General features: G+C 58.8%; 15 protein-coding genes. All 15 read right to left on the reverse strand.

All coding sequences use genetic code 11. The features are described 5' to 3' along the window. Positions 1–4: 4 nt before the first annotated feature. Positions 5–5,140, reverse strand: a complete 5,136-nt coding sequence (gene traI / locus N5J69_RS20935) for a conjugative transfer relaxase/helicase TraI (protein WP_159222863.1) — start codon at positions 5,138–5,140, stop codon at positions 5–7. A gap of 8 nt (positions 5,141–5,148) precedes the next feature. After that, entirely contained in the window at positions 5,149–7,323 is a 2,175-nt protein-coding gene (traD, locus tag N5J69_RS20940) for a type IV conjugative transfer system coupling protein TraD (protein WP_052259273.1), read from the reverse strand. Between the two features lie 173 nt (positions 7,324–7,496). Further along, entirely contained in the window at positions 7,497–8,408 is a 912-nt protein-coding gene (locus N5J69_RS20945; protein WP_279772468.1) for a DUF6012 family protein, read from the reverse strand. A 90-nt stretch (positions 8,409–8,498) separates the two neighbouring features. Further along, a complete protein-coding gene (locus N5J69_RS20950; RefSeq protein WP_039390280.1) occupies positions 8,499–9,023 on the reverse strand; it encodes a hypothetical protein in 525 nt (174 codons plus the stop codon). A 5-nt stretch (positions 9,024–9,028) separates the two neighbouring features. After that, positions 9,029–11,878 (reverse strand): conjugal transfer mating-pair stabilization protein TraG, encoded by a 2,850-nt coding sequence (gene traG, locus N5J69_RS20955; protein WP_159222862.1) that lies wholly within the window; start codon positions 11,876–11,878, stop codon positions 9,029–9,031. A gap of 2 nt (positions 11,879–11,880) precedes the next feature. Next, positions 11,881–13,245 carry a conjugal transfer protein TraH gene (locus tag N5J69_RS20960; RefSeq protein WP_191919469.1) on the reverse strand — a complete coding sequence of 455 codons (1,365 nt, stop codon included), beginning with the start codon at positions 13,243–13,245 and terminating at the stop codon, positions 11,881–11,883. Further along, positions 13,245–13,805, reverse strand: coding sequence for a type-F conjugative transfer system pilin assembly thiol-disulfide isomerase TrbB (trbB, locus tag N5J69_RS20965; protein WP_039390274.1), 561 nt, complete (start codon positions 13,803–13,805; stop codon positions 13,245–13,247). The genes N5J69_RS20960 and trbB overlap by 1 nt, the downstream gene beginning before the upstream one ends. Before the next feature lie 3 nt (positions 13,806–13,808). Then, positions 13,809–14,582 (reverse strand): type-F conjugative transfer system pilin assembly protein TraF, encoded by a 774-nt coding sequence (gene traF / locus N5J69_RS20970; protein ID WP_039390272.1) that lies wholly within the window; start codon positions 14,580–14,582, stop codon positions 13,809–13,811. 1 nt (position 14,583) lies between these two features. Further along, positions 14,584–16,428: a conjugal transfer protein TraN gene (locus tag N5J69_RS20975; RefSeq protein ID WP_159222860.1), complete on the reverse strand. Its 1,845-nt coding sequence runs from the start codon at positions 16,426–16,428 to the stop codon at positions 14,584–14,586. Between the two features lie 49 nt (positions 16,429–16,477). Further along, on the reverse strand, positions 16,478–16,918 hold the full coding sequence (gene trbC, locus N5J69_RS20980) for a type-F conjugative transfer system pilin assembly protein TrbC (protein WP_236566366.1): 441 nt from the start codon (positions 16,916–16,918) through the stop codon (positions 16,478–16,480). 10 nt (positions 16,919–16,928) lie between these two features. Further along, positions 16,929–17,933 carry a conjugal transfer pilus assembly protein TraU gene (gene traU / locus N5J69_RS20985; RefSeq protein WP_159222859.1) on the reverse strand — a complete coding sequence of 335 codons (1,005 nt, stop codon included), beginning with the start codon at positions 17,931–17,933 and terminating at the stop codon, positions 16,929–16,931. 1 nt (position 17,934) lies between these two features. Beyond that, positions 17,935–18,741: a DsbA family protein gene (locus N5J69_RS20990; protein WP_159222858.1), complete on the reverse strand. Its 807-nt coding sequence runs from the start codon at positions 18,739–18,741 to the stop codon at positions 17,935–17,937. A gap of 10 nt (positions 18,742–18,751) precedes the next feature. Further along, positions 18,752–19,402, reverse strand: coding sequence for a type-F conjugative transfer system protein TraW (gene traW, locus N5J69_RS20995; protein WP_052259271.1), 651 nt, complete (start codon positions 19,400–19,402; stop codon positions 18,752–18,754). A 32-nt stretch (positions 19,403–19,434) separates the two neighbouring features. Further along, positions 19,435–19,791 carry a TrbI F-type domain-containing protein gene (locus N5J69_RS21000; RefSeq protein ID WP_065106158.1) on the reverse strand — a complete coding sequence of 119 codons (357 nt, stop codon included), beginning with the start codon at positions 19,789–19,791 and terminating at the stop codon, positions 19,435–19,437. Then, positions 19,788–22,394 (reverse strand): type IV secretion system protein TraC, encoded by a 2,607-nt coding sequence (gene traC, locus N5J69_RS21005; RefSeq protein ID WP_159222857.1) that lies wholly within the window; start codon positions 22,392–22,394, stop codon positions 19,788–19,790. Before traC ends, N5J69_RS21000 begins: the two co-directional genes overlap by 4 nt. Between the last annotated feature and the right edge of the window lie 3 nt (positions 22,395–22,397).

A 22,397-nucleotide genomic window follows, 5' to 3' on the forward strand; every position in this document is an offset into this window, starting at 1 on the left:
AGGGCTACTCCAGGGTTTTTTGAGGTTTATGGCCAAACTCCGGCTCAGGTTCACTGCGCTCGTGGCGCATTACATTGACTTCATCGTTCATCATTGCGGAGCGCTCCTCCCGCTCCGGCGACAGGTCGTAGTCGCGGTAATCAAATGCCTCCTCTTCCTGCAGCTCTTCAAGCGCCGCCGCCAGCGCCGCCTCGCGTTCACTTTCCCTGTCATCCTGGGCGCTTCGCGCGTCATCCTGCACGACAGGTTCCGGCTCTTTCTCCTCCTCTCCATGTGCGGCCCTGACAGCTTTCTCCAGCGCCTCGGCTTCACGGCGGTCCAGCTCCTCACCGCCCGATGTGGCCGTTGCTGCTTCTGCAGGAGCGCCTTTATCGACTGAACGTTCACTGTGGTCAGCAGAGAGGACTACCGGACTGTCCGGGTTGTCCTTCATCAGCTGGAGCGCCTCCGCTACGTCCGCGGCTTCCAGCACCTTTCCGTGCTTTTCTCCGCGCTGCAGAACAATACGGCTGCCGTCCGCGGCCCCTTCATAGTGGGCGGCTGAAAAATTTACCTCCCCGCTTGAGGGCGACACCGGAACGTGCCAGTTTCCGCGCTGCCGGCCGTGCTCGTTAATGACCGGCCAGAGCATCTCCGGCGTTTTCCCCGCCATAAACCGTGCGTCCGCCGTCAGGTCCTGATCGACCCGGTCTGCCAGACGTGTACCGGACACCGGCAGGCTCTTATCCCACGCCTGTATTTCCCGACCTGCCCGTACGTCCTCCGCACGCATAAGCACGTCGTGCACCGTCTGTCGCCGGCCGCTTTTACTCTCCACCCGACTGGCCCACCCGGACATGTTGTCGAAGTAGGTCTGAACGTGCTCTTTTGCCCTGGAAAGCTGCACGTAGGTGCTGTCCAGTGCGGCCATCATCTTCCGTGCACCCTCCTCACCAAACAGGCCAATCAGGTACTTCACCGACGCGCCCTGTGAGCTGTAGGTCGTGACGGCATAGCCATAGTCCATGTGGCGGTCGGCGTACTGCCCGGCTGGATCGAAAGAGAGCTGGCGATCACCGGTATCGAGCGTGATTTTTCCGTCTTCCGTTACGCCGGTGACCACTCCCATGTCGCTGGCGCGCAGGTTGCGGTCACGGTCCGTTGCCGTCAGGCGGATTTTTTCGCCGGGGCTGATTTCCCGCTGCACTTCCTTAAATACGGCTACCTCCTCCTTGCGCAACTCGGCGGGTCGGATCCAGCGGTCTGCTGTACCGTCCAGCCCGGCCATACGCACCACGCCGCTCTCCGCGTCGGTTTCGCCGACCCGGTAATACTGCTCGCCCCGGCGTACCACGTTGCCTGCCTGCTCTTCCCAGAACGTCTGACGGCCCAGATCGGCGTTACTGTTATTCACGCGCACCAGCAGCGGCACCGTGACACCGTCACCCAGCGCGCCCTGATCCTGAAGTCGCGCGTGAACCGCGTCGTTTATAGCCTCGCGGTCGGCGTTCAGCTCCGCCACGATAAGCGTGTTGTCACGCGCCTCCGGCGTCCGGCCGGCGTAGTCGTCGGCAATCATGCCGGTCAGATCAGGTTTTTCGGCCTCCCCGCCTGCGCCTGCAGGCCCTGCCTGCGCCAGGCTCTTGCCGTCCATTGCGCTGCTCTCCGGAACGTATGCGCCCGGCTGGCGCGGCACGCTCTGCGGGCTGTTTTCCGCCGAGATGCGCACCGCCTCCCGTACGTTACCGGCGATGACAGCCTCTACGGCAGGCTTCAGCGCCGGGATCTGCCGGACGATTTCCTTCATCACCGCCACGTCGGCGGCGCTGCGCTCCAGCGCCAGCGCGAACGGTGCGCCGGACTCCAGCGACTTGAGCTGGTCCTGGTCACCGCTCAGCACCGCGCGGCCCCCGCCTTCGGCGATCACGTTCATCAGGGAGGCCATCTGGGCGTTGCCGTTCATGGAGGATTCGTCGATAACGAACACGGTGTTGCGAAAGTCGCGCGCCTGCCCGGCTGCCTGCCACTGGCTGCTCTCGCTGAGAAAGCTGGCAATGGTCTGCGCCGGAATACCCGCGCCGGACAGCTCACTGACCGCCCGGTGCGTGGGTGCAAGGCCGCGAATGTCCGGCGCGTCCTCTGCGGCGGCGAGCGCCGCCGCCACGGTGCGAAACTGCGTGGTTTTCCCCACCCCGGCGTAGCCCTGGATGGCGGTAAAGCGGTCGCGGGTGGTCAGGATGAGGTTGCCCGCTTCGCGCTGGCCCTCCGTCAGTCCCGCGGCCTTCTCCTCGCTCAGGCCGCCAGCCAGCAGCGGCTTAACGCTGTTTTTCCCTTCGGCGACGTAGCGCAGGATAGACACCTCGTTCTCAAAGTTCTCGCGGGAGATGTACTTCCCGGCCGCGCCCTGCTCCGCGCTGAGTTCGAGAATCTCGCCGCGCTGCACCAGCCGTGACAGCTCCTCCTCCGCGCGCGCCGGCGTGATGCTGCGGTCGGCGTTTATCACCCCGGCCAGCGCCCGGACGCCCGTGAACGTCACGTCGGTGCCGGTCGCTTTCTCGATGGCCAGCCTCATCGCGCGCTCCGGCTGGGACATCTTCCGGGACTCAAGCTCGCGCAGCGCGTCGGTCAGGTCACTTTCGCCCGATAGCGACTTAATGCCCTTCGTTACGCTGACAACCGGCCGGTTTTCCTCAAGCCGGCGGCCGATAGTCGCCTCATCCAGCGGGGTGAATGCGATCACGTCTGAGCCGCTGCGGCGCAGCATGTTCACAGTCGCGTCATTTACCTCCTTGCCTGCCAGCACCGCCACCACGCTTCCCTCTGTGCGTCGGGTGGAGCCAAAAGATTCGGCGTAGGCGTAGTCCGCGTAGAGCGGCGCGTTACGGTCGAGCTTCACGCGATCGCCCTTTGAGTTTTCCATCGTGATGGTGTCTTTAAAAAGCCAGCGCCCTTCCTTCACGCCGGTGACGGTCAGCCGCTCGCCACTGCTGGCGCGGCTGCCGATATCGGCCGTGGCGCGCAGCTGCTCGCCCTCGCGCAGCTCCAGCTTTTTCTCCCGGTAAAGCCGGTAATGGCTGTCGATGCTGCTGATGCTCACCCCCTGCGTCTGGCCCTTTTCATCTTTCAGGGTCAGCAGGTTGTGACGCTCGCTGACCCCCGTGATGGTGAACACTGACTTCTGACCCTGCCCCTCGTGCTGCTCCAGCACCATGCCTGCGCGGTACACGCTGCGGTCGTTGCGGTTGCTGGCGTCCAGCCACACCGGCACCCGCACCGTGGCCTCGCCCAGCACCCGCCCGAGCTGTCCCTCTTCGGTCAGGACCTCACGGGCCCGGGACGTGAGCTGGTCGCGTGTGCGCGCGTTGCCCGCCTGCAGCGACACAACCCGTCCCTGCGCCTTTTCATGTGCGAAGTAGCGCGCCGCCACACTGAGCCGGTCTTCAACGGTGTCCTTCTGCACCATCGTCACGCGCACGTTCTCGGTCTTAGGCGTGGCGGTGAACTGCTTCACCCCCGCACTGCTCAGCACCTCGGAGGCAAAGCCCGCCGTACGCCGCGCATGCGTGTCAGTAACCAGCGTGGTGCCATCGTGCTGCGCCGCCGTCTTCAGCACGTCGTGCAGACCGGAGGTGTTAAAGCGCTCGGACTCAGCAACCAGGACCAGCGGTCGCGCCGGCAATTCGGCCGCAGTCATCTCTTCGGCAGTCATGAGCGTTACCCCGGGCCTGTCCCCGAAGGTGGCCAGCTGGCGCTTGCGCGCGGCTCCGTCGGCCGCCACAACAACAAGCGGCCTCCCGCTCTCTTTGGCCATCGCCATGATGCTGCTGTTGAGGTCGCTGACGAACTGCGTGCCCCCGCGTACATCGATGAGCGACACTGCCCGGTCCGCGTCGGCCACCTGGGCCAGCACGCCCTTTTCACCGGCTGGCACCACAAGCCCTCCGCGCTTCTCCGCGAGCCCGGCAGCCAGCTGCGCCAGCCGCGCTTCATCCCGGACGTGGGCAGCGGTGGTGAACAGCGTCTGGTTCTTGTCCACGGCAATCAGCTGGCCACGCCCGATGGCATTATCGACGGCGCTGCGGGCCTGCCCGTAAACACCCGGGGCGACCGGGATGTGGTTGAGCACGCTGGTCATCACGTCGTCGTAAGTGACGCGTACGCTTTTAGACGACAGCCGCTCGATAGCCTCGCGCACTGCGCCCTCCAGCACCGGCGGCGTGGCGGCTTTTTTTTCCTGACCGGCGCTTTCGGCTTCACGCTGCTGACGCCGCTCCGCCAGCTCTTCCCTGAACGTCTGCGCATCAAACCCGGTATCCTTCAGCACCGACTGCCAGTGCTCACGCAGGGTTTCGGGGTCTTCAAAGTGCTTGGCCTGTCGGGAATCCAGCGCGGCCATGCTCTTCTGCTTCGCCGTCGCGTTTTCGCCGACCCTATCGAGTATGTCCTGGCGACGCGAGGAAAAAGGCTTCACCGGCACACCGGTGATATCCCACTCCCCGCGCGGCCCGGTGTCTTCCGTCTGGTAGCCCGCCGGTTCAATGATGGAGCGGTAATGGCCGCGATAGAGAGCACCGATGCTGACCTGCTCGTTCCACACCACGTCCGTAAAACCCTGTTTGCCGTTGATGTCAGTGGAAAGGGTTTTCCAGCCGTTTTCTGACAGCGTAGCGTTGGCGACAACGGCGTGCGTGTGCATCTGAGGTTCAAGATTGCGGCTGGTATCGTGCATGAAGGTTGCGATCACCAGGTTGCCGGTTTTCTCCATTTCAGTGATGCCGTCGGTCATGGTGCGCGTGGTCGCCAGCTTTTCCACCTCGTCCAGCGTGCGTCGTACCGCCTCTTTATGGGCATCCACCAGGAAGGTGTCGCCAGTCACGAGTGCGAGCACAGACGCGCTTTTAGGGGCGGAGAAGGTCAGGTCATAGCCCGGGCGGTGTTTGTTGACACCACCTTCCATGCGACGCATGTCGGTACCGTCCGGCAGCTGGCCTTCCAGCACTGCCACGAAGGTATCGCGGTAAACCGGGCCCTCAAGGCCCAGATTTTCTGCGCCCGTGCCGTACCACTCCGTGGACTGCTCCCCGAGGAAGTAATAGTTATCTTCATTGGTGTAGTAAGCGCCGGCTTTGCCGGCGTTTTTGACTGAAGAGACTGACAGCATGATGTACCTCAGAAACGATCGTCAGGGTCGAAGTCGCGATGTTTAACAATGTCCACCTGCTGCAGAGAATTCTCCGCTGCGGGCTGTGTGGGAGGAGGCGCGGCGGCTGGCGCTGGTGCTGGTGCTGCAGGAACGGCTGGATTTGCGGGTGGCGGTAGTGCTGTTACGCGTCCGCCGGCCTCATCCGGCGCTGACTGTGCTGACGAACCTGATGCCGTTTCGACGGGTGCCGTCGCACCTGCTGCCGATGCCGCTGTGTTTTCCGCACCCGCAGTATCCCCGGCGTTGCCGGCATTCTGCTCATCTGCAGGCGTTTCCGCTTCAGTCGCATCACCAAACAGCCGCCCGACAATCTGGCCTGCCTGGTTGTCGCTGGCTTCGCCCGCCAGCGTCGCCTCGATGTCCGGATCAAACACGTCTTCGACGTCCCGGGGGATGCGGCCTTCCGCGATTTCCCTGTAGGGCTTCCAGGGCAGCTTCATACGAACAACCGGCCATTCACCTGGCAGGGTGATGTAGCACTCCAGGTCATTGAGGCTTTGAACGTCGGAATAGCTGACCAGGAACTCGTTAATCTCATCTTTGGAGAACTGCACGCCGTCGCGGATGATGTCGATGCCGTAGCTGTACTGGTCCTTGAACTTCTTATGGCGCTGTTCGCCGATTTCCTTCTGTACCCAGTCCGCAATTGAGCCGCTGGGCGCGCGGTAGAAGACGCGGGTGTTCAGCAGGTCCCAGATGGATTTAGCCGAGTTGGTTCCGTATGTTTCTTCCAGCTGCGGGAAGTTCTGCAGGCCGGCAACGGTACAGCCACCGAACTTACGGCCCTCGGCGCAGAACTCCGGCAGAATGGGCAGCTTGTGCAGGGACGGCAGCTCGTCCAGGAAGATCCAGATGCGACGGTTGCGGTCGGCCTTCAGGCCGAGAATCCCGGACATGGTCATGTAGAGCCACGCGCTCAGAAGCGGCTTCAGCGCATTGTGGTTCTGGCCGTCGCTGGAAATAAAAATCCACGGGTTATCACCGCTCGCATCCTCGGTATGCAGCCAGTCGCGAATGTTGAACGGGCGTCGGCCCTGTTCATCCAGTCCCTGCAGGTAGCGCAGTGAGCGAACGTAGGTGGTGAGAATGGTGCGGATGGTCATCGCGGTTTTCTCGATACTGCCGTCAACCAGGTTAGCCGCGTCCGTACCCTCAAGAAACTGGCGAAGGTCCGCCAGGCTGATGGACATGAGTTTTTTCAGCAGCTCACCGATGCTGCGGTTCTTTTCGCGGGCCATGCGCCGCGCGGTGGCCACAAACAGCGAACGGGCTGAGAGGACCCAGAACGGATCGCTGCTGCCGCTGCTGTCGGGCAACAGCGAGGTGGCGAAGTTTTCAAAGTCACCCACCGTCCGGCACTCTTCCCACAGGTCCCAGAACGGACAGCGCACGTCAAATGGATTGAGGATCTTGTCTTTATCCTGACGGAAAAAGGTCGGGATAAAGTTGTTACCTTTGTCATAGAGAATGACGCGATCACCGCGCTCGCGCAGCTGGCGCAGCAGATCGTTCAGTGCTGTACTCTTACCTGACCCGACGGTGCCGTGAAAGCCAAAGTTCTGCATCTCTGAGTCTTTGACGATATGCAAACCGCAGATGCTGAGCGGCGACATCACGCCAGCCTTTTTGAGAAGGCGGTTTACGACAGCAGGGCTTGTCGCAAGAATGCGACCGCCAGTAAGCTCGCTCTCACGCTGTTTCGCACCTTTGTTGCCAAGGAACCAGGTAATAGCGAGGATGGATGCAACAAAGCAGAACGTTGCAATCCCCCACCCGTAAAACGCGGCGTCTTTAACGCTCTCACCCATCTGCACAAAGTACGGATCATTCATCACCTGCTGAGCAGTGTGTTTGAACGCTACCACTTCACCGTCCGGCCGCTGGAAATGAAAGGTCCAGCCGCTTTTAGAATTACCGCCAGAGAATTTCGACAGTGGCATGACAAACCACTTAACCAGCCAGTAGGCGCTGCCGTGAATGAACTCCTGCATCGTAAGGCGCAGCAGCATCCAACTGAAAAATACCAGTGCAGAAAACAGCACGACCCAGTAGGAGGCGATATTCATGATCTGCACAAACATGCCGATCATGTATTTCATCACCTGGCCGCCCTGGGTAAAGTCGCGGGCGTTGAGGCTCATTGAAAGTCCTTTATGTGGAAACAGAGACAGGCGCGCAGGGCTGCGGGCAGGCGAAAGCCAGGCAGAAAGCTGCGCGGGGTTTACTTACGGTGCGAACGTGCCCGGATGGGCTGACGTGATGTTCCGCCTCCTCCGCCAGACGCAGGGCGCGTCAGGCTGTGCGGCGGGCGGTCTCAGCTGACTGAAACCTGAAACAATGGCTGATTAATCTGGTCTTCAACAAACTGCTGATCGGCGTCACTCAGCGCGCTAAAACGCGTGGAAAATCTTCGGATGTAGTTCATCAGGTTGGTCGTGTTGGTGAAAAACACCGGACACACCGTGCGAACTTCCTGCAGAACGGGCTGAATGATCGAAGTAAACGCATCGAGCTTTCCGATCTCTTTCAGGTCGTTTTCAATAAGCTCCTCATGCTCCGTCAGTGGGCAAACGGTTACGCCCGGGAAGGGATACAGGACGCGCAGCGTGTCCGAACATTCCCGTACTTTGCAGTCAAACGCGTCTTCCAGTGCCGGTAACCGGTTATTGCTACGCACAGGAGAAAGCAGGCGTTCAGGCTCTACGGTAGCGGCGGTATAGTATTCGGTCTGCTGTCGGATAATCCCGGCCGGATCGGCACGACGCCAGATAGCCGGTTCGCGTGCGGACGGCCTGTCGCCAGCGTTCACGGTCAGGCGGGGCTGACAGGATGCCGGTATCCAGTTTCTGGCCTCAGCCGGGGTTTTATCCCGGAAGGGGGTGTTGAAAACGCCGCTCCACAAGTGAATAACGTCCGTTACTGCATCGTCATCGCCGACGATGTGCATATGCACGCGGTGCACGGACACCTCACCCTGAACGGCCCAGCGGGTTATCACGGTTATGTCCGTCATGTCAGTGTCCGTATTCAGCAGAATACCGTGAATAGCTTTGCGTCCTTTTTTACGGCAGATGTAATGCAGGCGTTTATTAGGTGACGGGAATCGGACGGTAATATCTCTTTCAGCATGAAGGTGCAGACCTAATTCAGGGATTTCGACATCAATTAAGTTAACAGAGATATTGGAGTAATTTAAAAAGAAAGAAGGTGTTAAGTGTATTAGCATTTTTTCCTCTAAATATTCTGATTAAGAGAGAGATGCAAAAGCTCTCGCCTGAATTTAATCAGGCGAGAACACTTTATTAGAAAAGTTTTTTTACGCTTTATTTCTTACAGCTTTCACAGCTCCAATAATGGAAGAAACCTGATAGCGTGATATATCCATATTGAAGACAATGAAGATCAGGAACGTAGCAACAAAGTTACCGATTACAAGAGGTAGTATGCTCCACTCAGTAAGGACTCCTGCAAGCCCGCATGTAACCAAGGCTACGAACCAAACCACCCCATACGCTCTGACTTTTCCTGATATTAATTTTGTTAGCTCTAAACTTTTTAACTTGTCAGATCTAATCATGTTGAACAGGCTTGCATATGATGCAGTAAATGAAAAAATCACAAGCCAGTGGAAGATACCGAAAGCTACAAAAAACAGCCATAATCCAACATTCTTTGGTTGAGGTAGCGAAAAATAACTTAATACACCGAGAACACAATATGCAATGAAGTGATATTTAACCTTACTGAACATCCCAAAAAAACTAGGCACCTCTCTATCAGACGAACCTATTGAGTCTATTATTTCTTTGGAGTCCTTTTCAATTTGTGCATATGTCATCATATTAACTACTCCTTACCATCCCCTTTGTAATCTTTATGGGTGTGATTCTTAAAAGGGTTCACTAATAAGTCGTCTTGTTGCTTATCAGCAGCCCGCTTATCATCCGCAAAGTTATTCGCGCTCGACGTATACTCTCCCATACGTGACGCTATACCGCTATCTGTTTCACCTTTAGCTTTTTCAATAGTAGCATTTGCGTCGCTGGCTTTATTGTTAACTACAGCCTGCTGTTCCTCAACATCATTGATAACGCCAGTGCGTATGTTATTTCTGGCTACACCTGCATCAATGTTCTGATTTGCACTATCGTATGCTCCTCCGAACTGAGCGCCTGCTGTATTCGCCGGTGCGCCCATACCTTCACCCGTGCTTCCTGAGTTGCGCGCATAGTCTCCGTCAATACGGCCCCGCAGCTTCTCTGCAAAGAACTCCTGCACCAGACCGTCGCGCTGCTTCTGAACGCCTTCATCGGACGTGTTAGTAAGGATAGTTTCGGCATTCCCCGGAGAACGCTTCTGAGCCCACTCCACAAACTGCTGCGTGTAGTTGTCACGTGCGCCTGCGCTGAGCGTTTCAGTCTCAGAGGCCATTTTCTGCAATTCATGCGTATGCGACTGACTGGCCGTGTACTGCGCATATTTGCTATCAGAGGTGGTGATGCCAGAAGAGATCTGGTTCATCAGGCCGGTCGCATTGTTATCAACGTGCTGTCCATTGTAGGTCGTGCTGTAATTACGCAGCACATCCATACCCTGGCTGAAGTCCTGCGACTCGCGAGCGGAGATAGTTTGCGAATTATCATTTCCACTTTGTCCTCCCTCAGAAGTTTGAGATGTTGAACCAGTTCTCCCTGTCAATTCTGTACCGCCATGAACATCCCCTTTGACCGAAGCACCTGTAACCCACTCTCCTGCTTTGCCCCAGAGTGATTTACTTGAATCAATACCCGCCTGTGTTCGTGCTCCAGTATTCACTGATGCGCTCCGGGATTTATCTTCAAGCTCCGAGTACGCCTCATTCAGGCTGATGTGGTTGAGGGTCGCATAATCCTGCGCCACGTTCTGCATTTTGTTTACGCGCTCCGCATCAGTGATGCTCATGCCGGTTGAAGCCGACAGCGTTTTCGAGTCGCTATTGCCAAACTGCTCATGGAACTGCTTAAGCTGCGAGCCCGTTTCCTGCACCGAGTGGTTGTAGCCCTGCGCCGCCATCTCGGTCTGCGCCATACTGTCGCGAACTGAGCGCTGCGCCGCGCTCGCCAGATTGCGGTCAAGATGTAGATCAACCGGCAGGCGGCTGGTTGCGCCGGACGCGTCATACACCGTCTGCCCGTCCTGCGTCATGGTTCGCATGGCACCATTGCCAAGCTGCATCGTAGTCATCCCCTCGCGGTAGGCACGGTTCAGGTCCGTTTTGTGCCCGTTGATATTATCCATCTGCACGTTACCCACGCTCACATTCCCCGATGCCACCGCACCGGAGTCTGCCGCCGACGCGCTGCTGAGCGCGCTGCCCAGGCTGGAGCTCAGGCTTGCAAAACTCTGGCCCAGCCCGGTGAACAGGCGGAACGCAAGGAACGGAATAGACAGCATCAGCCATCCGGCGATGCCCGCCGTGGTGGTGCTGGTTTCCATCAGGCGGTTCATGTTGGAGAGCGTCGGCCCCGTGGCGTGAAAGCTGCTCTGCGTGCTGTAGTTCACCGCAAAGTTAAAAATGGCGAACATCACCGGCCACAGCATCAGGCTGCCCATAAAGTTCAGATAGCTCTTGATGACGGACCAGGCAATTTCCCGCACATAGAGCGCCAGCACCATCACCGGGAAGATGCAGATGCAGAACAGCAGCAGCACCGTGTGCAGCTGTGGCAGCACCTCCGTCGCAATGGTGTAGCTGACCGCGTGCGACAGGCGCAGCTTCATCAGAGACTGCTCGGACGCGATGTCCACCATTGAGGCGGTGTCGCCCATACCCTTCACGTAGCTGTTCAGCCCGCGACGCAGGCCCGCCACGGCAATGTTCTGCATCATGATCGCCTGCGCTGACTTACTGCTGCCGAGAAAGTATTCATAGGACCCCGCCAGCTGTTCGGCGTATACCGTCTGCGGTGCGTTATTGCCCGGCAGCATGCGGGCCGCATGGGCCATGAACGTGCTGCCGGTGTTGTTACTCTCCGCCGTTAGCAGAGTTTTCAGGCGTGGTGCCGCGTCCCGGCAGACCATAAACGTAGTGCCGTTAGCGTCGCGCCAGTAGATAGCGCGCAGCGGGCTCGGGTTGCCGAAGATCTGCGCCTGCACGTCCTCGGACTCCATCACGTCCTGCATGCTGTACTTGTGGTTCAGCATGATGTCCGGGACCACGCAATTTTTCGCATACTCACCCATGTTATAAGCCAGCACCGGGTTGCGGCTGTCGATGGTGAAGCTGTCCTGCATCAGCTTACTCGCGAAGAGCATGCCGGTTTTTGTGTAGGAGCGCTCGTCCGGGAAGTGAAAGATGTCTTCATAGGTGGTCGTGAGCGTGTAGCCCACACCGGTAGCCAGATAGAGCGGCAGAGCAAGCCCCGCCGGCACGTTATCGACGCGCCCGATAGTGTCCGGGGCGGTCAGGTCGTTGACCACCACCGTGACCTTTGGTGTCAGCAGCAGCGCGGTGACCAGCACGAACGTCATTCCCCAGCCAAACATCGCGCCCAGACTGTGCGTGCGCAGGTAGGTCATCACGCAGAAAGCAATGCCCAGCATCTCCGCCACCCAGATTGTGCTTTTCCAGCCACCGTTTTCCATCACCGTGGCGACCGCGTTGAGGCCCATTGTGATCATGCCACCGGAGCTGACCACCCATATATCAAGCGCCATGCTTACCCCCCGAACTGATAGTTCGACAGCACGCTGTCGGAAACGGATGACGAGAGCTGCTGGCGCGTTTCTGACAGGCTGCGGTCATACTCGGCCAGCCCGTTCTGCTGAACCTGGATGCGCGCGACGCGCTGGCTCAGCTCATTGCGCACCTGACGCAGGTTCTCGCGAAAGTGCTTGTTCTCTTCTTCGGTATCGAGCGTACCTGCTGCCCCGCTCGCGGCTACGTCGATCAGGCCGTTGATGTAGGACATCACCATATCGGCTGCGATGTACTCTGCCAGGCTGCTGACCACACTCTGATCCATGCCCACCGACGCGGAGTCGATGGTGTAGCGCAGGATGCGCACGCGGGTGCTGCTGATAAGCGCCTTTTCGTTATCGTTAAGCGCTGTGTCGGTGCGGCTCTTGTCGAAGATGTCGTTGAGCATGTCGCGTACCCGGCCGGTCATGCCCTCATCTTCTGAGAGCGTGAGCTCCGCGATCGTGGGCGACAGGCAGGTTGTGTTGTCGTTGCAGCGGTAGATTTTCTCGGTGCCTCCGTTCAGTAGCGTATTGAACATCGACTCGCTGCCTCCGCGCGGCTGCAGGAACGTCGGGTTGCCATTTGCGTCATAAATCACCGTACCGACCATCGACATAATGAACTCCTTCAGCGCGCGATCGTTGCTGAAAAACTGGTTGAGCTTCGTGAACGTGTCCCAGGTCAGGTTGCGGTTACGCGGGATGCGCTTTTTCTCTTCGTCGGTCGCCTTATCGAACACGCTGTTAGTTTCTCCGCCGACGCCGCAGCCCTGGCGGGAGGCAGCCCAGTCTGAGAACACATCGTGCTTGGTGCCAAGGTCCTGGCAAATCTGGGAACTCGCTGCCTGTGTTTTTGGCCACAGTCCGCCGACGATGGACTGCGCCGCCTGACAGGTGGAAATATTCATGTTGTTGGTATCCGCCGCGAGCTTCTGCAGGTAGTCCTTAACCGCCTTACACTGCGGGCAGATGGTTTCCAGCCCGAGGTCAAAGGCGTAGCCGGCGGCGTTGCTCAGGATCTGCTTACCCATGATTTTGATGCTGTCGCTGTTAATGAAGCTGAACGAGCCGAGATAAGCGTCGATGCCGCCGCAGCCCGACTTAATGTCCGGGAGCGTGACCGAGATCAGCTGGATGTTGCGCACCGGCGTGCGGATAAACAGGTTTCCGCCTGTGAGGTAGCCCGCTGACTGGCCCTGCCAGGCGGCCGCCTGCGTGTAATTTCCGCCGCCACCGCCCATGTCGTTAAAGAATTTGTTGATGTCGTTCTGCACGTCCGCGATCGCCGCAGCGGAGAACAGCAGGCCAGCGGCCACGCCTGCACTTAACACAAATTTAGTCATCACAGCACCCCCAGACGCACGGCCAGCGCGAACGATTCATCCAGGCGCTGCCTCAGCGCCTCCTCACTCATTTCCCCCTGCGACAGCGGGATGGTTACCAGCGACTGCGTGTTGATAATGAAGTCGGTGGGCGTCGCCTGCGGCAGCTCCGCGAAGAAGTCTTTCAGGATGCCGTCATTCACCGGCATGACCTTCGGAAACACCGCATCGCCCTTGCCGTCAAAGCTGTAAACGAACACACCGATGCCGGTCTGCTCAGACACCGACTTAAGAGTCGGATTGAAGCGGTGGCAGTACGGGCAGTCAGAGCGAACAAAGTGCACGATCTGCCAGTGGCCCACGTCCACGCGGCGGCCGTCGCTCAGGTGATACCAGACCGGCTTTGCAGGCGCAGGTTGCGCGTCAGCAGCAGGCGCGCTTTTCGCTGACCGGTTTTCCGGCTGCGCGGGTGCGTCTGCACCTTCTTTCGCCTGCTCCAGGCGGGCAATGTCATCAATCGTGCTGGCCGTGGCCAGCACCGGCGTAAGCATCAGCAATACGGCAAAGAGTTTTGACATCATGGATTAATCCTCGGGCTGGAAGTCGGTAACGATGTTGAGCATGCGGCGCGCCAGGTCGTCCTGTGTGATAAAGCCGTAGGCCAGCGGCTGATATTTCTTCGTGCGAGGCTCAACCAGGTAAATGGCCGGGAAGTGTTCGATTTTCATTTTCTCTGCCTGCCCGGCGTTCTGCCGGGTGTCTGGCAGGTCCGGGCTGGCGCGTCCGTCCACCGTTACAGGGATAACGGTCAGGCCGTACTGCTCGCTGAACTCCTTCACTACCCCGCCGAGACGGTTATCCAGCGGCTCGTTACCGCGATAAAAGAAGAAAACGCCGTAGCGCTGGTTAACGTAGCGGATGGCGGCCTGCTGCTTCTGCCGCTGCTCGGTGTACTGGATGTTGGCGGTGCCGTTGTAAAATGGATGTTTCAGGCTGTAGTCCAGCTCCGGGTTATCCAGCAGCACTTTCTCCCAGCGCGATGCAAACATGCTCGCCTGATTGACCATCCAGTCCTGCACGATTTTGTAGCGCCGGATGTTTTCGGTAGAGGGGTGCAGCATCGCCTCATTCATCAGGTTGTCGCGAAACGCCTGCAGGCGTTTCATCTTCTGCGTGGGCGTCTCCTGCGGCGCGGCAGGTGGTGGTGCAGGCTGCTCTTCCTCATCCTTTTTTACCGGTTCGTTGTACCAGTACCAGCCGACCGCCGGATCGTAGTTGTAGCCATCGGGCTTTGTTTCCTCTGCCGCGTGCAACGGCGATACTGCAAGCAGCAGCGTGAGGCTGATGAGTTTTCTCACGTCAGTCTCCTGATTTAAGGCTGTTCTGGATGTCGGATGTGATGCGCTGGTTAAGCGCGTCCTGATCGGGCAGCTTAATGTTGCTGTTCAGGTCGTCGTAAAAGTCGCTGAAGTCGATATGATCGAACTTAATGCCCTGCAGCTCAGCCACCCTTATTCCCCGGCAGTCCGGGTTGCTGCCCGAGCCGAAGCTGATGCCCAGCTGATCCCGGCGTCCCTGCTCCTGCACGATGCGGGCGAGCTTGCTGTCGAAGACGCAGTAGCCCTCTTTTTGCTGCAGGCAGACACCGAGCACTTTCTTCGAGCAGTAAGAGCCGACCTTCACGACAAGCTTCTTCTCCTTGCCGGTGCCGATTTCCTTTTCCTCGGTGTTGCACTGCGCAAGTCCGGCATCCTGACCCCAGCCGCCGCTTTTACAGCAGTTGCTGAAGCCGGCCGCACTCTTGCGGCACGCCATCGCCTTGCCGGTAAACGCCGTGACCGAGTCCGGGTCCATGCCCGCGAAATCTTTTCCCGCAGCGGCGAGTGCCGCCAGCTGTGATACCGCAGCCTCAAAGTTCTGATTCTGTCCCGCCTGCATCGCCGAGCAGCTGCCGTCTGAGCAGTAAAACTCTGAGCCGCAGATATAGCCGGTGCTCTTAACGGTGTGCGCACACTGGTAGGTCAGCTTGCTGTAGACGCAGAGGTTGCCGATTTTCTGGGTGCAGGTACGGGTGCCTTCACTGCAGTTTGGATTGTCGATATAGGCCTGGCAGGTATTGGTGTCGTCTTCGAAAACATTCCACTGTGTGGTGTAACCCCAGCAGTCGCTGTAAAGGCTGTAGGCCTTGCCGCCCACCGTGACAGAACGTGTGCCGCCCGGATCGCTGCAGACCTCACTCATCTTCACCGCGTCGCCCATGTCTGCCGGGCAGCTGTCCGTCCACTGAATCCCGGCACTGACCGTATCCCGGACCGCCTCCATCGGAAGGGTGATGCGGACAATCATTTGTCCGCTGGCTAACTGCTTCATGAAATTATCAGCGGCCTGATCGTTGTGGCCATCGCTGTTATTGCGTACCAGAAGGCTGATGATCTGCCCCTGCTTTACTTCCTGCGTGGCTATGCTGAATGCGCCGGAGTAGTTTATTTTGGTCCTGAAATTTTGCCCGAGCACCTGAATGGAGTAATCCAGGCGACCACCGTGATAACCGGGGGCGGACGGATAGAGAAACTCCCACGTTCCGCTGCTGATGGTGCCATCCTGCGGCACTGTGATGTCGTACTGAATCCAGTAGTTATCGATGCGCCTTCCGCTGACATCACCCGCATTCAGTACCAGCTGAGTGTTAAAGGTTTCACGTGACCCGGTCGTCACAATTGTGGCCTTACGCGTACATGACTGTGAGAGTGGGGATGCCATCTCACAATTGTGCGTCGTGTAGGTGGTTTTGTTCAGCTCCTGTGCCACGCACTGATTGCCGTTCACCCCGGTAATCGCATTCGCATTTTCCCGGATCTCATCGCTGTGTTTCATCATGTCCGAGTCGTAGCTGAGCTTGTCCGCCGGGTTGTTCACATAGGATTCCCGGGCCGTCTGCCCGAGTTCCGACTGGCTCAGCTCTGTCTGCCCCTTCACGTCGATGTTTGTTGACGTCTGCGTCGGGTCGCCGTAGTAGTCGCGCTGCGGCGCGTCAGAGGTGTAGTTGTCAAAATAACTGTTCGGGTCGGCGCTGGTTGTGCCGTTAGCCGACTTCGCGGCGTTAATGCCTTCCTGGTTTGAGGCATCCATTGACGCCGCCAGTGCACCCGCTGAAGCGCAGGTCAGCAGCAGGCCCAGCAGCTTGATGCGGGTTGCTTTTTTCATCGGGAGTTCCGGTCAGAGTAAGAGAAGGGCCCGCCGCAGCGGGCAGTGGTCAGGGCCTGTTGCGGCAGTCGCCGCGCTGGCTAATCATGTCCAGCGCCTGGTTCAGCGCCACGTTGCCATACACGATGTCGAAGTGGTCACCACACTTTTTAACCAGCGCCGGCACCTGCTTCACGCTGTAGCGGTCAAAGCGCACCGGGTCTATCTGCACGCCGCGCACCTTATAGGTGGTGACCATGTACATCATGTACTTCGCGGTCTGCTCCATGCTGTCGCCAACCAGCCCCCGGAAGTACACCGGAATGTTCCGCGCTTCCGCCGCCTTCATCAGAATGGCCATCTCTTTTTCCGGCACCGAGGCGGACAGGAAATAGGCCGTCTCGTTTTCCGTACTGCTGACCTGCGTGCCTTTCGGCGCGTCTTCCGCCTGCGCGGACAGTGCGGTCATCAGCCCGGCGGCAAGCCACAGCGTGTTGCGTGTTTTCCTCATATTTCCTCACTTAAAGCACGACACAGTTGCGCTTTTTCCAGATGAGATAGCCGTAGTTCTTTTTGCTGTTCGGCATTTCTTTGCCGGTCTGCCACAGCATCACGTTGCGCCCCAGCGGATGACACGACGCTACGTCCGGTATGGTGTTCACCATCTGATAGCGGTAGCGGCTTTTCGGCAGGATGACGGACGGATATTCGTAACAGACGGCGGTGTTATACGGCACGGTATCGAGGATCAGCCCTTCGCGGTGCAGCTTGAAGTCCATGCGCTCAGAGAGCAGCACCGAACTGTTCAGACCGCTCGACTCGTTCACAATGTTGCCGGTAAACGGGTACATCGAGCCGTGTGAGCCGGCACACCAGAACAGCGCATCAATCGGCTTGCTGACACCTGATGCCACCGCGTCGGCCGCGCAGGCCATCTGCGCAACCGGGTTCGCAAACAGCATCACTTCCGGGTTCAGGAACAGCGCAAGATTGTCGTTCTGCCAGGTCGGGTCCAGCTCCGAGAGGTAGCCGATGTCATACTCACCGCCCTGCATACACATCTCCGAGGTAATAATGTTGAGCCAGGAGATCAGCGGGTACTTATACCAGTGGACGTGATAGAAGGTGCCGGGGTGCTCATTCGCCGTTTTGGTGCCGGTGCCGGTGCCGGTGTTCGGGATGTTGATGTTGAAGCCTCCCATGTTCACCATGCAGCCGGGCGAGCGCGTCACATCAGTCATTGCAAACGGCTCCCAGAAGCCAATCGCGATGCCCGGGCGCTCAAAAATGGGCGGCGGCACCGGACAGAACTGAATGGGCGATGACGGGTTTTCGGTATCCGGCAGCGACCCGGCCGATACCTGCACGCTGCCGATGCTCATCGGGAACAGGCACTCCCAGCACACGTCGGTGATAGGGTTGACCCAGCGACCGTCGCAGGTCAGGGACGTATTGCCGTTTTCAGCGGCGTTAGCGGGCTGGCAGAACCACACCGTCAGCGCCAGAAATACCGTGCGCCAGACCATGTCAGCCCCCTTTCTTAACGCCGCCGCGTGCTTTTTCCACTGCAGCCTGCAGCCCCTGCAGGCTTGTCGCACCCGGGATCACGCTGATGTTCTCAGCAGTGGCGCCCTTCACTGGCATAATGAAGAAGGCCGGCGTGCCCTGAATACCGAGCTGCTTCGCAAGCTGGTCATTAGCTTTAAGCGCAGCGTCAGTCGCCTCAACATCCTCACGCGGTGTGTCAGTCACACCCGCTTTTACCGCTGCCTGACGGATATCCTCATCGAGCAGCTTTCCTTCATCATGCCCGGTCGCGTAGAGTGCCGCGTGGTAGCGGTGGTATGCCTCTGCGCCGCCCTTTTTATAAACAGACAGGCCGACTTTTGCCGCCTGCACCGACGTCGGCCAGCGGCTGCCAAAGATCGGCCACTCCTTATAGACGAAGCGCACGTCAGGATTTTTACTGATGAACTGCTCTACAGTAGGAGCGACCTTCGCGCAGAAAATGCACTGGTAGTCAAAAAACTGGATCACCGCGACATCGCCCTTCGGATGCAGCACCGGTGAGGAAGGGTCATTCAGCAGCGCGTCCTGGTTTGCAAGCGCCGCTCCGGCTGCTGACGCCATCTGTTTATTCTGCGCCTGGGCCTGCAGCTTCTGGCTCATCTCGATCAGGATTTCCGGGTGCGCGCGCAGATAGTCTGCCGCGATCTCGCCGATCTGCGCCTTCTGCGCGTCGCTGAAGGCAGCCGCTGCAGTGCCGGTCGTGTCTGCGGTCGCGTACCCTGTCAGGCTCAGCGTCAGGGCGGCGGTGAGGATTAACTTTTTCATGTCTGCTCCGTTAGCGGTCGGGAAGACCGAATTCAGTAATAAGGAAGAGTTTCTGCCCGGGTGCCTGCTTCACTTCCGCAGGCACCTGCGTGATGCCGAATTTCTTTGTGATGCTGCCGGTCTGGTCGAAGTAGACCCGGCTGCCAAGGGCCTGCGCGCTGTCGCGAACGTTGCCGCTGACCAGGATGACGCGGGAGGTTGTCGTGTGCGGCACCTGCTGCTTTATCCAGGCAATCTGCCGCTCGTCATCGGCGTCGATGAAGTAAAGCGTCTCGTCAAACACCGGAATGACGTCAAAGGGGTTCACCTTCTGTCCCTTGTGCGCGAACACCACGCCGTTCTGGTCGGCAATGTCGCGCTGCACCGTAAACGAGGGGTCAAACAGCCGGTGGTGCGTTTCGCGCCCGGTGGTGAGTCCGGCAACCGGCGGCGGACGCATCGCCTCGTCTTCGGCCTTCTGCTGCATTTCCCGCTCAATGTCGGCCTGCGACCGGCCTTCAAAGTGCTGTTTCAGGTTGTCTTTGAGAACCGCGATCAGGTTGCGCTCGCGAATGTCCCAGGTATCGCCGTAGGTGCCAAGTTCGGCCGCGCCTGCCTGCAGGCTGAGCATGGTGAGCAGCGCGCTGGCGGCCAGTCGCGCCAGCGGAGTTGCATGTGTCATCGGGATGCTCCCGTTGGGGTGATCGGACAGGGTTACTGCGGCGGGTTGCCGGCCTTCATCAGCTCAGCGAGGCGCGCCTGAATCTCCGGCGTGGCGTCCGGCAGGCCAGTAACAACTGCGGGACTCACCAGAATGGCCGCGCCGTGTTCGCTGGCATAATCCGCCGTTGCGGTGGTGACGCTGCGGTCAAAGCGGTTCAGCAACGCTTTACGCTGGTCATCGTTCAGATCCAGCTTCGCGGTCTGGCGTATAAGCGCGTTGGTCGTGCCCTTCATATCGAAGGTGACCAGCACGGGCGGCTTCAGCCAGAAAAACCAGGCGGTCGCGCACGCGCCCACGCTCAGCACAACTGACAGGCCGCAGCCCGCCACAAGGTGTCTTGTATTCAAAGTTGCATCTCCCGCAGCATGTGGATGATGTCGCGCTTGTGCGCGTCGTTATTAGCCATCTCAAACAGGATGTCTTTGATGTCCGCGCCTTCCCGCAGACGCTTCTCGCGGTAGGTGAAGTCCTCGCCTTTGGAGGAAAACAGCCCGTCGCTCAGCGGATCGAGAATGAGGCGGTGGAAGCTGGAAAACTCACCCACGCTGAGCAGGAACGAGCTGTAGCGCGCCTTTTTCGCCGGCGGGAACTTACGGATCATCTCCCACTCCAGCTCGCTGAAGGCGTGCGGTTCCTCCTTCTGAAAGGTGGTGAACGACTTGGCGTCCTGCATACAGGTGAACTTAAACGAGCTGTTGTCGTAGGCTGCAAGCGCTGCCGTGGACAGGTTTTTATCGCGTATCGCCTGCGTCACCGTGCCGTAGGAGCCGTTGTGGCGGCGGGCGGTGCGGTATCCCTCTTCAATGAAGTCCTTAATCTTGGTGCTCGACCCGCCGAGCAGCTTCCAGCCCTCGTCGATGATGTTCATCTTCCGCATGCTTCGTGGCGTGGTGTACATCATGTTCTCGTTCCAGATCATGATGGTGAACAAAATGGCCGACAGCAGGTCCTGCTGTTTGCGCAGGTCGCCCAGCTCGGTGACCACGAACTGCAGATCAGGCTTCAGGGTCGGTTCGGACGAGTTGAAGAACTTACCGTAGATGCCTGTGGTGCTGTACTTACCGAGCAGCGTGGTAATTTCGTCAATGCGCCCGCCAATCAGTGAAGAGTGCTCGCGTGTAATCGCGCCCTGCTGTTTTTTGAGGTACTCAATGACGTGATCAATACGCATGTCCTGCTGATACTGAGGCCACGACTCTGTGATGGCCTCCAGAATCAGCGACTCGTGCACCTCGTCCAGCAGGCCGTTGGGGCTGGCCAGAATGCACAGTTGATCACGAATACGCTCGGCCGCGAGTGTGATGTCCGTGACGTTCGCAAACGGGTTAAAACGCAGCGACTCGCCATTGATGTAGGTGCCGCCCAGGCTGCTGCAGGCTGCCTTGTAGGAGTCGCCGATGTCCTGCACCGCGACCGTGCCTCCCTTGTCCAGCACCGAGCGCGCAATCGAGTTTGCCAGCACCGACTTGCCTGCTCCCGAGGTGCCGGACATAAACCAGTTGAAGTTTGTGTTCGGCAGGCTTTCGTCAAACACGTCGATAAACGCGACCTGGTTGCGGTAGCTCGGAATAAGAATGCCCGAGGCGCACAGTTTATTGTCCCCAATGACCGGCATGAGATTCACCGCGTGAAACGACTCCGAACGCTGGATGCCGCCGGTCTTACGGCAGTCAGCGCGCAGCTTTTTGTTCACCATCGCAAACGGCACCGTGGCCAGCAGGTTACGCAGCTGCATGAAGTCGGCGCGCACGAAGCGCAGGCCCTGCGCCGCGAAGGCGTTGCGCGTTTTCTCGGTGTAGCGGGACGTCAGGTCGTCGTCGTCCGGGCAGAACAGCGTGATGCCGTAAAAGTAGCTCGTGAGGGACGTCTGGTTCGACAGCAGTCGCGCACGGGCGTCTTTCCACTCAGCGTGCTGACGCGTGGTGGACGGAATGTATTTGGCGTAACTGGTGTTCACGCGCGAGTCCAGCGCCAGGAATCGGCTGTTTGCCTCACCCTGGCTCTTCATCTGCTCTTCGGTGGTCAGCACCATCGTGCAGATAAACGGGCAGGGAATGCCGTTGGTCGGCGACATCAGGTCCTGAAAAATATTGCCGTTCTGCCACAGGTAATGCTCCTGCGGATTGTTGTCGAGGTTCAGGTTCACCATACGCGCGGCGAACGGCTTACTGTCTCTGTCGCTGCCCTCGATACGGATATGCGAGGGTTTCACCCGCCAGGAGGTGGTGCGGTCCACGAACTGCGTGTTCAGATCGGCCGCCGGATCGTACTCGCTGTCGTAGCGCTCAAGACGCGCAGGGTCATGATTAAAGAACTCGCGCAGTACGCTGCTGAACTCCGTCACGCCGATTGCCTCAGACCAGATGTCGGCCGCATTAAGGGCGTTCAGCAGGTTACGGCGTACGTCGCGTACGCGCACCAGATCGGTTTCAGAGAGACTTTTAACCGGCATGCCCCAGACAAAGAACAACCGGTAGTCGCGCAGGGTCAGCGGATGGTCAAGCCCGTTGCTGTAGGTATAGCGCGCCCCGTTCAGGTAAAAGCGGGCGGTGACGTCGTTACACTCGTCCGCCCGGTGTCCTTTCCAGGCAAAGTTTTTCAGGCCCTGCTCGACCTGCTCTTTCACCGCCCGGGAAGAGACCAGCATCACCTGGAGCGGAACGTCGCGGGGCGCCACGTCGCGCAGCAGGTACTCCAGGCTTTCTGCCAGCTTCTCGTTGGCGCCAATCAGCGGCTGCGACTCAATCACGAAGCCCACCGACTCCTTATTCACCCAGATCTGACTTTCGCTGTCATAGTCCTGGTAAGGCAGCAGGTCGCGGATATGGGGGTAGTCCATATCCTGCAGCTTCTGACGCGTTTCATTCGTTGTGTCGCGCTCCCCCAGAATGCCCGCCACTGTGTCCACCACGTTCAGCGGGTCAAAGCGGAAGCCTTTCAGAAATTTCATGCG

Source organism: Pantoea sp. GD03673, from assembly GCF_029844725.1.
Classification (GTDB): Bacteria; Pseudomonadota; Gammaproteobacteria; order Enterobacterales; family Enterobacteriaceae; genus Pantoea.